Below are 12534 nucleotides of genomic sequence, written 5' to 3'. Positions count from 1 at the left end.
CACCTCGCACGCTTGCTGCATCGCGGCGTCATCGGTCCCAGATCGTCTGTGATCCGCCGCGAGGTCCCCGCATGCTTCCGGTCCCCCACTTCCGCCCCGCCCGGTTGGCGCGGTCATCGAAACAGCACCGCTGCCACCGGGCGGCGCTGACGCCCGATGATCGCGCGCTGCTCGACACGTGGCTGGCCGAGGTGCGGCGGCATCCCCTCCTGTCCCGCGAGGAGGAAGCGGCGCTCGCCCGGCACTTCCGCGAGCGCCGGGATCCCAAGGCGCAGGCACGGCTGGTGGCCTCGAACCTCCGGCTGGTGTTGAAACTGGCCCGCGAGCACCACCGCCCTCCCCTCCTCCTCATGGACCTCGTCCAGGAGGGCAACCTGGGCCTCGTCATCGCCGTGGAGCGCTTCGAGCCCGAGCGGGGCGTGCGGCTGTGCACCTACGCGGCCTGGTGGATCCGCGCCTACCTGCTGCGCTTCATCATGGAGAACTGGCGGCTGGTGAAGCTCGGGACCACGGACGTGCAGCGCAAGCTGTTCTTCCGGATGAGGCAGGAGGAGGGCCGCCTGCTCGCCTCGGGCAGGGAGGTGAGCCCCCGGCTGCTGGCCGCGCGGCTGGGCGTCGCCGAGGAAGACGTGGTCGAGATGGATCAACGGCTGCGCCAGGACGAGCTGCGGCTGGACGCGGCCTCGCCCGAGGACGACTCGGGACGCCCCGCCCCGGCGCGAGCACTGCCCTCGGGCGAGCCGGACGTGGACGAGGAGCTCGGACGGCGGGAGCTCACGCGCTGGTTCCAGGAGAAGGTCCACCACTTCGCCCACGCGCTGCATGACGAGCGCGAGCGCTACATCCTGGAGCACCGGCTCCTGGCCGAGGAGCCCGAAACGTTGCAGACCATCGGAGATCACTTCCGGGTCAGCCGTGAGCGGGCACGCCAGGTGGAAGCCGGGCTCATTTCCAGCATGCGGGAGTACCTGCACGAGCACATGCCGGACTTCACCTGGCTGGGCACCGAGCCCGGCGCCGGCCTGCACGCACCGGCCTGAGCCGGGCCTTCCCACACGCGGCGGAGGAGTGGCACGTGAGCATCGGGGAACACATGGGGACGCGGAGCGCCCCGAGGAGGCGGCGGATGCGCATCGGCGAGCTGATGACCCAGGGCCTGGAGACCATCGAGGCGGATGCCACCCTCCGCGCGGCGGCCGAGCTGATGCGCTCGTACGGCATTGGCGCGCTGCCCGTCATGGACGGAGAACAGCTCGTGGGGATGTTGACGGACCGGGACATCACCGTGCGCGCGACGGCCGCGGGCAAGGATCCGAACCGGACGCGGGTGCGCGAGGCGATGACCCATGCCGTCATCACCTGCGACGCGGACGCCCCCCTCTCCGAGGCCGAACACCTGATGGAGGAGAAGGCGGTGCGGCGCCTGGTGGTGCTCGACGCGTACAAGAAGCCGGTGGGCCTCATCAGCCTGGACGACCTGGCCACCATCCCGGGCGAGACGCGTCACGCGGGCGAGGTGCTCCGCGAGCTCAACACGCCTCAGTAGGCGCGGCGTCGAACCAGTCGAGGATCGACAGCGTGTCGCCACTCAGCCGGGCCAGGGTGTCCTCCATGGCTTCCTGGTTGCCCCAGAGGATGTCCCCGTCCCCGTGCTTCTCCAGCAGCTCGCGGATGAAGTGGCACCAGTTGCCCTGGTCCCGGCTCACGTAGAAACCATACGTCCGGCAGGCCATGGGCCGATGCGCGTACACGCGGCAGCCGCCGGACTCGCGATCCAGGAAGGGGCAGGTATAGGGCCGCTGCGTGCCCTTCAGCCCGGCCACGCGGGCCCGGACCTCCGCCCGCGCCTCGGGAGGCAGGGCCTGGAAGCCTTCCCAGAGATACGTCCACTCCAGCCGGGTGACGGGCAGTGGCGCCGCCAGGTGACGGCAGCAGTGGTCGCACCCCTTCCGGCAGGGCCACCAGGCATGAGCCGCGGTGATGGGGGACACACGCTCGTCGATGCGCCGGTAGAGGTCTTCCAGTGTCTTGCGTTGCGCTTCGGTGAGTGGCTCCATGATGGGGGACCTCGCGGCGACGGGAGGCTCCCACAGGAGGTTCCCAGACACCACCACCTCGCACCCGGAGTGGGTGCCCAGGTCCTGCTCGAGCTGCTCCAGGGGCCAAGCGACGCGGGCACGGGAGCGCATAGACTGCCGCCCCATGTCCGAGCTCTCCGAGCCGCTACCCACTCCGCCTCCCGAAGCGCCGCCCCCGCCGGCGCCCCAGCCGGAGCCGGAGATCATCCTCCGTACCCAGGGACTCACCCGCGCCTTCCACGACGTGAAGGCGGTGAACGGGGTGGACCTGGAGCTGCGACGGGGCGAGGTGTACGGATTCCTCGGCCGCAACGGCGCGGGGAAGACGACCACACTGCGGATGCTCATGGGCATCCTTCGTCCGGACACGGGTGACATCGAGCTGATGGGCCAGCGGGTCCGCCGGGTGGGCGCGGCCCAGAAGCGGCACCTCGGCTACGTGTCGCAGGAGCAGGTCTTCTACCCGTGGATGACGGCGCTCGAGCTGGGGCGGTTCGTCTCCGGCTTCTACCCGCACTGGGACGACGCGCGTTTCCATCACCTGCTCCACGTGCTGGACGTGCCGAAGGATCGCAAGTCCGCGCAGCTCTCCGGCGGTACGCGGATGAAGCTGGGGCTGGCGCTCGCGCTGTCCCACCGCCCACCGCTGCTCATCCTCGACGAGCCCACCGCCGGATTGGATCCGGTCGCGCGGCGCGAGTTCCTCGACATCCTCCGAGACCAGGTCCGGCGCGAGGGACAGACCGCGCTCTTCTCCTCTCACCTCGTCGGCGAGGTGGAGGAGGTGGCGCACCGCATCGGCATCCTCCACGAGGGCCGGCTGCGCTTCCAGGGGAGCCTCGACACGCTTCGGCAGTCGGTCCGGCGCGTGAGGGTGATGGAGAGCGCACCGGAGCCGATCCCGCCCGGCCTGTCGCTCGTGAGGCGCGAGCGCCTGCCGGATGGACACCTGGCCCTGGTGCTCTTCGGGACACCCGGGGACTGGGCCAACAGCCCCTTCGCGCCGGAGACGGTGGAGACGCTGTCCCTGGAGAACATCTTCCTCGCCTACGCCCGGCGGTCGGACGAGTCATGAGCCGGTCCCTCCTCGTCAAGGAGTGGCGCGAGCACCGGGCCGCGTGGCTCCTCCTCAACCTCCTTCTCGGAATCGTGCTGTTCCTCCTGCTCCGGGCGCAGAAGGACCTCGAGGACAAGGGCAGCGTGTTCGCGCTGCTCCAGGTGCCCGCCGTCTTCCTCTCCACCGTGGGGGCCCTCTTCGTGGGCCACCGGCTGGTGGTGCGCGAGTACGGCCAGCGGACCCAGCTCTTCCTCGAGGCGCTTCCGCTCTCGCGCCCGCTCATCCTCACCACCAAGCTCGTGCTCGGGGCGGCCGTGCTGCTGCTCCCGCTCGCGGCGTTCCTCCTCTACCTGTGGAACAGGGCCCGGGCCCACGAGGACGTCAGCGCCCGCTTCCTCCTCCTGCTCTCCCTTCGCGCGGGCACACCGGTGCTGCTGGGCTGGAGCTTCTTCGCGCTCGCCGGGCTGCTCGGCCGCTACCGCAACCCCCTCTACATCATCCTGTTCATCTCCGCCGTCACGCTGGATCACCTCACGGAGTTCGATCTCTTCAAGGCCGGGCCCTTCGCGCTGCTCGGCAGCGACTTCGCCTTCGAGCGTCAGCGCGTTCCCTGGGACGATCTGCTTCCGTGCTGGGCGCTCATCGCTGGAGCGGTGGCGCTCTGCTTCGGGCTGGTCCTCTACCGGGACGGGACCCTGACCGAGCTGTTCTCCCAGAAGATGAGCCACCGGGAGAAGGTGTTCATCGCATGCCTCATCACCGGCTTCATGACGGCGAGCACCATGCTCGGCAAGGCGAAGCACCGGGAGCCGTTCGCCCTGCACGACGCGGAGCAGACCCGCGTGAAGAAGTCGGCCATCCAGGTGGGCGCGGGGGTGGGCTTCCCACGGGAGCGGGCCCAGGCACTCTCGGAGCGGCTCGCACGGGAGCTGCTCGCGCTGAGCGACTACCTCGGGCTCGAGCGGCTTCCGGCCGTGGCGGTATTGCCCATCCGTGAGCTCGATGCGGACGTGTTCCAGCGCGCGAAGCTCGAGAAGGCCGATGGCATCGTGGTGCGGGCGAACCTCTCGGCACCGGACTTCGATGTGCGTGCCTTCGAGGCCTTCCTGTTCCGCGAGGTGCTCATCCACGTCAGCGAGGGCGTGGTGCTGCGCGAGGAGCGGCAGTGGTTGCTCGATGGCTTCACCACGTGGTGGGCGCACCGGAGCGGACAGGAGTACCGGCTGCCGGTGAGGGCCGCGGTGGCCTCACGGGAGGGCTTCGACGCCCGGAGCTGGTTGACCACGCGCGAGCGGCTCGGGCCGTGCCTGTCGGGAGCACTGGCCGCCCGGGGAGTGCGGGCGCTGCACACGCGGCTCGGCGAGCCCTCCTTCCAAGCCCTGATGCGGCACATCCTGGCGAGGCCACCCGGCACGGGCTTGTGGGGATTCTGGACGGAGCCACGGCTGGCCTCGCTGCTGCGCGAGCGGGACGGGTTCTCCGAGGAGGAACTGCTGCGAGGCTGGTCCGAGACACTCCGTGAGGACCGCGAAACCCACGCGAAGGAGTTGGAGCGGGTGGCGGGGATGAAGCCCTCGCTGTCCCTGGTGGCGGAGTCGGCGGAGACCTTCCGGCTGGAGCACACCCTCCAGGCGGCGGAAGGCCAGACGCGCCCCCCCCGGTACGCACTGCTCCATCACAAGCTGGAGCCCTTCGAGAACGAGGTGGCCGCGCACGAGCTCTCCCGGCAGGACACGGTGCCCTCGGCGAGCGGGGCGCGGCTTCCCCTGGGGCTCGCGCGAGGAGACCGGTGGCTCTTCGTGGTGCAGGTGGAGTCCGAGACGCTCGGGTGCCCCATCCGCCTGCTCGCGGAAAGGAAGGAGATCCGATGATCCGCCCGCTCGTGGCCAAGGAGGTGCGCGACCAGCGGCCATTCCTGTGGCTCGCGCTCTTCTTCATCGCGCTCGACGTGGTGTCGGACCTGTGGACCGAGCCCCTGGGGTTCTCGCCCTACGCGGACACCGTCGAGCGGTTCAGACCGGAAGGCGATCTGTCCCTGATGACGTTCATCCTCGCCTTCGCGCTGGGCTGCGGCCTGCTCGTGCGTGAGCAGGATGACCGCACGCTGGAGTTCCTCGACGCGCTGCCCACCTCCCGCTGGACACTCTTCTGGGTGAAGCTGCTCGTCGCGCTCGCCACCGTGCTGGTGTTCCCGCTGGGAACGATGCTGTGGATGATCTTCCACCAGCTCGTGTCCAGCACGTCGCTGGAGCCGGGCCTGCACCTGGACATGATGGCGGTGGCCACGGTGCTGCGGGTGGCGCAGGCGTTCACGGTGCTGGCGCTGGCCCTGGCCCTGGCGCCGTTGCGGCGGCTGTGCTGGACGGCGCTGGCGGTGCTGATGCTGACCCAATCGATCCTCGAGGAGCGCGAGCCGTGGTTGGCCGTGCTCAACCCGTTCCGCCTCACGGCGCCGCGATTCGAGGGCACCACCTGGCGTTGGCCCGTGGAGGCCCTGCGCATCCAGCTCTCGGTGGCCATCGTGTTGCTCGGCCTGGCCCTGGCACAGTTCCTCGGGTGGGGCGAGCGGCTCACGGCCTCCGTCCAGCGGCGGATGCAGGGCTCGTGGCTGGGGACACTGGCGACGCTCGCCACGGTGGGCCTGTTCCTGTGGATCTTCGGCCGGTGGTCCGGGAACGACGACACGAAGAAGGACGGTGACGGCAAGGGCCCCACGGTGGAGTTCCCCACCGCGGCCACCGCTCAGGCGGAGACCGGGCATTACCAGTTCAGCTACCCCGCGAGCCTGCGCAAGCGCGCCGAGCCGCTGCTGGATGGAGCGGACGGAGTCTTCGAGAAGACGCGGACCTTCCTCGGAGTGGAGGCGGGAGACACCATCCGCGCGGACCTCAACGGGAGCGCGAGGCACACAGCGGGCACGGCCTATTGGAACACGCTGCGGATGAACCTCGCCGGGCTCTCCGATGCCGAAGAAGGGCTCGCGGTGCTCGGACACGAGACGACGCACGTGCTCGCCCAGCGCATCGCGGGAGTGGACGCGGCCCCGAGTCTGTCGACCATGAAGCTGCTCAGCGAGGGACTGGCCAGCTACGTGGAGTACCGCCTCTTCTACCCACCTGGAGCGGAGGAGGAGTTCCAGCTCATCGCCGCGGCGCTCCGGGCGCGGCGGGAGGTGAAGACGGAGGAGTTGCTGGACCACGAGAAGCTCGCGGCCGAGCGGGACGAGAATCAGGTGTACCCGCTGGGGAGGGCCTTCATCGAGGTGCTGGTGCGGCGGCATGGGGACGGAGCCCCGGCGCGTGTCATCTCCGCGCTCGGGAGGAAGGACGCCCCCGAGGGACTGGAGGGCGCGTTGGCGTGGCAGGACGCGTTCCAGACAGCGGGGATCGACCTGTCCCAGGTGTTCGACGACTTCTTCGTGTATCTGGACGAGCAGGTGGAGCTCCGCAGTGAGCTCATCGACGCCCTGCCGCGCCCACGAGGAGCCGTGGAGCGCGAATCAGGGCGGGTGGGCCTCCGGGCCATCGTGGACGGGACGGTGCCCGATGGCTGGGAGGTGGTCTGCCGCTTCCGTTCGAACGAGACGTCCAACCGCCATACGTTCGACGGGCCCCACCTCGGAACGGGCCCGCACTGGCGAGTGCCGGCGGATATCTCGGAGGGACGGCTCTGGTATCAGCTTGGGCTCAGGACTCCCCGGGGGCTGGTGCTCTACGAGCCGTGGACCATGGTGCGGGTGGAGTGAGGTAGAGACGTCCATCCGGCGAGATGACGCGCCGAAGCAGCGTCACCTCCAGAGACCCAGCCAGATACGGCTCAGCCGCCCCGATCGTCCTCGAAGAAAACCAAAAAGGTGCGGTCCATCGAGCGGGAAGGCGAGCGAGCACACGGAGTCATCGGAAGGCAGCTTCGGCCCGGGCGCACAGGCCGCGAGAAGCACGAGGGCAACGGAAACGAGCGAACGCATACCAGCGCAGTGCAGACACGCGCGTCGCCGAGCGCCGGAGCCTCTTCACGCAGCCCTGCCGAGGCAATGAGTTCATTTCCGGCGTGTAGTTCGATGAACGGACTTTCTCTTGGCCTTCGGCGCGGCATGCAGTCCCTTCCGCAGTCTCGCGAGCCCCTTCAAGTGGTAAGGCCAGTGAGACAGCAGCATCGACAAGATCGCATCGACATCGGCTCGCGACAACTCGCCCTTATCGAAGGCCTTCTCGATAACAGGGCTTATCTGGAGAAAGTCCCTCAGCACATCCGCGATGTGGAAGGCCATCTCATCACGAATCTTGTCATCTGGAACGACCTTGACCATGGCACGGTCCAAGACATGAGTCAGAATCCGCGCCTTCTCAGCATCAATCATGAACGGCTCCACCACATCACCTCCCGCTCCATTGATACGCGGTCCCCCCCGTCGCGCAGCAGTCGCGTGCGCAGTTCTATCTTGGCCTGAAGGTTCGTAACACGCCATGTCCCAGTTCTTACAGCACGCCCGGAGCTACCCTCGGAATGAAACGGACAGTCGGGGTAGGAGCTCGAACCAGCGTGGTAGTGGCCCAAGCAATGGTAGGAGGTAGAGAAGGGTATCGAAAAGCGGAGCCAAGACGAGATGGAAACCCGAGGATTGCCGAGAGTACTGAGCGCACTCGGCGCGGCATGGGCGGTACTGCTCGCGGGGTGCACGGCCTCCGGAGCCACCTGGAGGCCAGAGACGCCTCCCGCAGTCCCTGCCGTGTGGTTGCTGGATGTGGAGGATGAGGCCGTCGCATTGCTGGAGGTAGCCAACCCGGCCCTGGGAGACGGGGTGGAGGTGAAGAAGCAGGGGCCGCAGCTCCAGGTTTCCCTGCGGTTCGCCAATGGAGTGCGGGTGACGCCGCTGGTCAAGACGTTGGGGGGAGAAAAGCCCATCCTCTTGAGGCGCGAAGTCCTCGGCGCAAGGCCGGGCGCACCAGCCCGGCTGGCCTCGGCGATACGGGAGGAACGATATGAGGAAGCGCTCCGCGCGTTGCAGGCAGTGGATGGGCAACAGCGGGACAACGTCGCTGTAGAGGCACTGGAGACACTCCCGGAAGAAACGTTGCGGAGAATGGCGGTAAGCCACGAAGGGAACCTGCTGTTGGGGAACCTCTTCGACGCACTGGCATCCGGATATGTCACCCAGCAGGAGATGAAACTGGCCGCCGGGCTGTTAGCAGCAGAGGCGCAACGGAGGTTCCCCACTCCGGAGGAATTCGTCAGGGCGGCGGCACAAGTACGTGTCTTCCCCTACGAGGCCATGGGGTTGACCAAGGGCGGAGCGCCCCTGACGGCACGGCTGCGAGAGGATGGGAAGATAGAACTGAACCTCACGCCTCGCAGCTTCGAGAACAAGTACAGAGCGGAGGCAGCAACGCTGTACGGATTGCATTACGAGTTGGAGCCAGACGAGTTGGTGGGAGTAAAGCTGCATGACGAGGGTGGTGGAAGGGTGTATGTGCCGGCCCTGTACCTATTGCTGCTCTCTCATGAGGATTCCGCACGGGTGGCATGGAAGATGGTGGAGGCGGGAGCGCTGGGGTTGTCGCTGGGAGCCGGGGTGCTGGCGGAAACAGGAGTCGAAGCGGGGGTGGCGGCGCGGATGCTGATAGCATGTGACAAGGTCGCGGTGGCAATGGGGGTAATCACATCATTGCTGCTGGAGCATCGAGGGTGGTTGCAGGAGAGGCTTGGCGATGGGGGACGGGGGCTCGTATATGGATTGGAGGTATTCCATAGCGCGCTAGCGGTATATGGAATTGCAAGACTGGCAATAGCGGCACCCGCGCTGGTGAGGGGAATACGGGAGTTGTACCAGGGATTCCTCCAGCGGGCCCAGGCACAGCGCCACTTGGGAGGGTTGACGCGAGAAGAGACTGTGCGGGTAGGCCAGTTCCAACAGCACATGGAGGGAATGCTTCAAGAGCTGGACGCAATGAGAGAGGCTGGCAGAGGAGCGTCTCTGGGTGGACTAGAAGCGAAAGTCATCCCCCTGGAGAGTGCGCGGAGAGGAAGTCGGTCACCAGCGACGGCGGTGCCACCAGTTGCCTTCGAGGAGCAAGTGCCTCTGGCGGCGACGGGAACGGATGCGCGGCTCCTGCACATCGAGAGGAAGGCCGCCATGGGACCAGAGGCTCCGGTGGCCAGCCTCCGGCGCCGGGAAGCGGGTGAAATCCACACACCTCCTGCAGCGTCCATTTCGAAAGTGGAAAGCAACGTAGGCGCGGGCAACCCAGTTGGTCCCAAATCAACGGGCCAAGGCCCTGCCAGGGTCCTCCCTGCTCCACGCAAGTACCAACTCGACTCGGTGGAAGAGTGGCGCAAGCCCCGTCTCACCACAGACGGCAAGGCGATTCCCTACGAGGGGACTCGCACCCCGCCAGAGCCCATCACCATTCTTGGCCGTAACCGGGCAGGCGCCGTCATATCAGATGGGAAAAACACTGTTCGTTTTGACGAGAATGGATTCGCTGAGTTCGACACCCTGTTCGAAACGCTTCTGGACAACAGCCACATAGGAAGCGCTCGGCCCGCTCAACACTTCAGGGCGGCCAACCAACGGCTATATGAAGCTGTTCGTGCAGACGCAGCTCTCGCACGAGAGATTGGCCTCTCATCAGAGGAGATTGCTCGCCTTCCTACTCGGATGGACCCTCCAAATGGATTCATCTGGCACCATCACCAAGACGCAGGAAGAATGCAGCTCATACGCGAAGGCGCACACCGTCTTGCCAATCCGCATACGGGAGGCATGGCCATCTGGGGTGGAGGATACCGCCAGCTCTCCACTGGAAGAGGAACCTCGAAATGAACATCCGCTGGGAACCCTATGTCTGGAAGGAAGCCCACCCTGTCGCGCCTGCTGAAGTCACGAAACTCGAAGCGGACTGGGGCGTTCAGTTGCCCGAGGAGTACAAGCATATCGCTCCCCGGCACCATGGCATGAGTCCCACCCCCAACGTCTTCGACATCGGGGAGAGTGACAATGCGTTCACCTGCCTGCTGACCCTTTCCTCGGAAGAGTCCAAGGAGGGGTATGCCATCCCCACCAGGTACGGCGCCATCAAACCCCACGTACCATCGGGCATCTTCCCTTTCGGGATGACACCCGGAGGAGAAAACATCTGCTTTGACTATCGCGACGTACCACCTGGGCAACCCAGGATTGTCCTCGTCACGATGGAGATGGAGGTCTACTTCATCGCCAACAGCTTCCGTGAATTCCTGACGGGGCTGCACGAGCTGCGCGATTGAGCACCACGGACCGCACATGAAAACGGCGCGGGGGGCCTCATTGCCTCCCCCGCGCCGCCGGGAACTTCGGGTCTGAATCGAGCGACTACCGGGTGATGTTCAACGCGGTGTCATCCAGGTAGAAGCTCGTGGCCAGCGACGAGTCCTCCGTGCCATTGAAGTACACGCGAATCGTCTGGCCCTTGTACGCCGACAGGTCGAGCGTCTTCTGCACGTAGTCCGTCGACTTGTTCAGGTTGCTGTAGGTGGCCGGCGTCGCCAGCACCGTGCCCGAGCTGTTCCGCACCTGCACCGCCAGCTTGTCGTAGGCCGTGGTGGTCGTCGTCTCGGCGGTGGTGATCTTCACCCAGAAGCTCAGCGTGACGCTGCACGCCGTGGAGGGGATGGTCACCTGCTGGTACGCGTACTCGGTCCGGGTGTAGCCGGCGCCGCCCAACCACACCTTGTAGCTACCCGTGCGCGCCGCGCTTCCCGTCGTGGTGCCGTCGATGACGCCCGTGCTCGCCGTCCAGCTCACGTTGCCGCTCTCGAAGCCGGGGTTGGCCAGGAGCTGCTCGCTGATGGAGCAGCTGCCCGTGCCGTTGCTCACGGTGACGGACACCGTGGACGAGCTGCCCACGTTGCCCGCGGCGTCATACGCCTTCGTGCTCAGCGAGTACGTCCCGTTGGCCACGCTGGTGGTGTTCCAGTCGAAGCTGTACGGAGCCGTGGTGTCGGTGCCCAGCAGGCTGCTGCCCAGGAAGAACTCCACCCGGCTCACGCCCACGTTGTCGGAAGCGTTGGCGCTGATGGTCGCGGTGCCGCCCACCGTGGAGCCACCCGCCGGAGCGGTGATGGAGGTGCTCGGCGCCGTGGTGTCACCACCGCCGCCGCCACCGGTGATGAACAGGCTGTAGAGCATCAGGTTCGGCGAGCCGGAGCCCGGGCTGGTCACCTTGTTCGGGGTGGCGTTGGTGGTGATCGCCGCCATCGTCTGGGCCGGGGTGGACGAGGGGTTGGCCTGCAGGTACAGGGCCGCCACGCCCGCCACGTGCGGCGAGGCCATCGACGTGCCGCTCATGGACGTGCTGGCGGTGTTGCTGGAGTACGAGGCCGAGGTGATGCTCGAGCCCGGTCCGAAGATGTCCAGGCACGTACCGTAGTTGGAGAAGGACGAGCGGGCGTCGCTGCTCGTGGTGGAGCCCACCGTGAGCGCGTTGGGCGTACGGGCCGGCGAGTAGTTGCAGGCGTTGTCGGTGTCGTTACCCGCGGCGACGGCCGTCACCACGCCCGCGGCGATCATCCGCTCCACCGCGTCATCCAGCGCCTGTGACGCCTCACCGCCGAGGCTCATGTTGGCCACGGCCGGCTTGACGTGGTTGGCCGTCACCCAGTCCAGGCCGGCGATGACCTGGGCATCGGAGCCGTAACCGGTGCAGTCCAGCACGCGCACCGGGTGCAGCGTCACGTTCTTCGCCACGCCCCAGGTGGTGCCGCCCACGGTGCCCGCCACGTGCGTGCCGTGACCGTGGCAGTCCGCCGCCGTTCCTCCCGCGGTGATGGCGTCGAAGCCGTTGCCCATGCGTCCGGTGAACTGCGAGTGCGTCAGCCGCATGCCCGTGTCGATGATGTACGCGTGCACGCCGGTGCCATCGAAGTTGTAGTTGTACGTCGAGTCACGCGGCAGGTTGCGCTGGTCGATGCGGTCGATGCCCCACGTCGCGCTCGTCTGCGCGGCCGACGTCGACACCACGCCGTTCTCCTCGACGTAGGCCACCCGCGGGTCCGCCAGCAGCTCACGCACCTGGGCCTCGGACATCTTCGCCCAGAAGCCCTTGAGCGCACGGTCGTACGTGTGCAGCACCTGGCCGCCACGCGCCGCCACCATCTCGCGCGCCACGTCCGGGGAACCGCGCAGCGCCACGTCCTTCACGTCCTCGCGCAGCACGACGATGTACTCGCCCGGAATGGCCCTCGGCTTGCGCAGCAGCTGGGCCATCTGGCCCACGTCCTTCGACGGGAGGATTCCCTCCTCCTCGGGCAGCGGGCCACCGCAAGCGGCCACACCCAACAGGGAGCAGGTGAACAGCGCACGGCTCAGCTTCAGCTTCATGAACGGCCTCCGGGGGAGTCGAGGACTCCGGGTGAAGAAAA

At 67.1% G+C, this 12534-nt stretch carries 10 protein-coding genes; 7 read left to right on the top strand and 3 right to left on the bottom strand.

Going from position 1 to position 12534, the window contains the following annotated elements:
• Positions 1-71 precede the first annotated feature (71 nt).
• The gene (locus Q664_RS31005; protein WP_152622437.1) at positions 72-1040 is read left to right on the top strand and encodes an RNA polymerase factor sigma-32; all 969 of its coding nucleotides are present in this window, start codon (positions 72-74) and stop codon (positions 1038-1040) included.
• A 35-nt stretch (positions 1041-1075) separates the two neighbouring features.
• Entirely contained in the window at positions 1076-1546 is a 471-nt protein-coding gene (locus Q664_RS31000; protein ID WP_235216948.1) for a CBS domain-containing protein, read from the top strand.
• Here the strand turns inward: Q664_RS31000 and Q664_RS30995 are convergent.
• On the bottom strand, positions 1530-2204 hold the full coding sequence (locus Q664_RS30995) for a YkgJ family cysteine cluster protein (protein ID WP_235216947.1): 675 nt from the start codon (positions 2202-2204) through the stop codon (positions 1530-1532). The genes Q664_RS31000 and Q664_RS30995 overlap by 17 nt on opposite strands.
• Here Q664_RS30995 and Q664_RS30990 point away from each other — a divergent pair.
• From Q664_RS30990 to Q664_RS30980, 3 genes are read left to right on the top strand one after another with little or no spacing between them, the layout of a single operon-like run.
• On the top strand, positions 2203-3153 hold the full coding sequence (locus tag Q664_RS30990; protein ID WP_052518885.1) for an ABC transporter ATP-binding protein: 951 nt from the start codon (positions 2203-2205) through the stop codon (positions 3151-3153). The genes Q664_RS30995 and Q664_RS30990 overlap by 2 nt on opposite strands.
• On the top strand, positions 3150-5006 hold the full coding sequence (locus tag Q664_RS30985; RefSeq protein ID WP_043403658.1) for a hypothetical protein: 1857 nt from the start codon (positions 3150-3152) through the stop codon (positions 5004-5006). Before Q664_RS30990 ends, Q664_RS30985 begins: the two co-directional genes overlap by 4 nt.
• Positions 5003-6880 (top strand): ABC transporter permease subunit, encoded by a 1878-nt coding sequence (locus tag Q664_RS30980; RefSeq protein ID WP_043403656.1) that lies wholly within the window; start codon positions 5003-5005, stop codon positions 6878-6880. Before Q664_RS30985 ends, Q664_RS30980 begins: the two co-directional genes overlap by 4 nt.
• Before the next feature lie 294 nt (positions 6881-7174).
• Here the strand turns inward: Q664_RS30980 and Q664_RS30975 are convergent, their stop codons facing one another.
• Positions 7175-7495: a hypothetical protein gene (locus Q664_RS30975; protein WP_152622436.1), complete on the bottom strand. Its 321-nt coding sequence runs from the start codon at positions 7493-7495 to the stop codon at positions 7175-7177.
• Between the two features lie 369 nt (positions 7496-7864).
• Here Q664_RS30975 and Q664_RS61355 point away from each other — a divergent pair, with 369 nt between their 5' ends.
• Together Q664_RS61355 and Q664_RS30970 are read left to right on the top strand one after the other, a co-directional pair.
• A complete protein-coding gene (locus tag Q664_RS61355; RefSeq protein ID WP_075207559.1) occupies positions 7865-9958 on the top strand; it encodes an HNH endonuclease in 2094 nt (697 codons plus the stop codon).
• Positions 9955-10401 carry an SMI1/KNR4 family protein gene (locus tag Q664_RS30970; protein WP_043403652.1) on the top strand — a complete coding sequence of 149 codons (447 nt, stop codon included), beginning with the start codon at positions 9955-9957 and terminating at the stop codon, positions 10399-10401. Before Q664_RS61355 ends, Q664_RS30970 begins: the two co-directional genes overlap by 4 nt.
• An 85-nt stretch (positions 10402-10486) precedes the next feature.
• Here Q664_RS30970 and Q664_RS30965 read toward each other — a convergent pair whose 3' ends face one another.
• Positions 10487-12493: a S8 family serine peptidase gene (locus Q664_RS30965; RefSeq protein ID WP_043403650.1), complete on the bottom strand. Its 2007-nt coding sequence runs from the start codon at positions 12491-12493 to the stop codon at positions 10487-10489.
• Positions 12494-12534: the final 41 nt, after the last annotated feature.

It is taken from the genome of Archangium violaceum Cb vi76 (assembly GCF_000733295.1).
Classification (GTDB): domain Bacteria; phylum Myxococcota; class Myxococcia; order Myxococcales; family Myxococcaceae; genus Archangium; species Archangium violaceum.
Note: the sequence above shows the minus strand (reverse complement) of the source record. Positions and strands in the feature narration are given on the sequence as shown.

Coding starts and splice junctions, on each gene's coding strand:
- Q664_RS30985 (WP_043403658.1), top strand. CDS start 3,150: ATGAGCCGGTCCCTCCTCGTCAAGGAGTGGCGCGAGCACCGGGCCGCG.
- Q664_RS30970 (WP_043403652.1), top strand. CDS start 9,955: ATGAACATCCGCTGGGAACCCTATGTCTGGAAGGAAGCCCACCCTGTC.
- Q664_RS30995 (WP_235216947.1), bottom strand. CDS start 2,204: ATGGGGCGGCAGTCTATGCGCTCCCGTGCCCGCGTCGCTTGGCCCCTG.
- Q664_RS31005 (WP_152622437.1), top strand. CDS start 72: ATGCTTCCGGTCCCCCACTTCCGCCCCGCCCGGTTGGCGCGGTCATCG.
- Q664_RS30975 (WP_152622436.1), bottom strand. CDS start 7,495: ATGATTGATGCTGAGAAGGCGCGGATTCTGACTCATGTCTTGGACCGT.
- Q664_RS30990 (WP_052518885.1), top strand. CDS start 2,203: ATGTCCGAGCTCTCCGAGCCGCTACCCACTCCGCCTCCCGAAGCGCCG.
- Q664_RS30965 (WP_043403650.1), bottom strand. CDS start 12,493: ATGAAGCTGAAGCTGAGCCGTGCGCTGTTCACCTGCTCCCTGTTGGGT.
- Q664_RS30980 (WP_043403656.1), top strand. CDS start 5,003: ATGATCCGCCCGCTCGTGGCCAAGGAGGTGCGCGACCAGCGGCCATTC.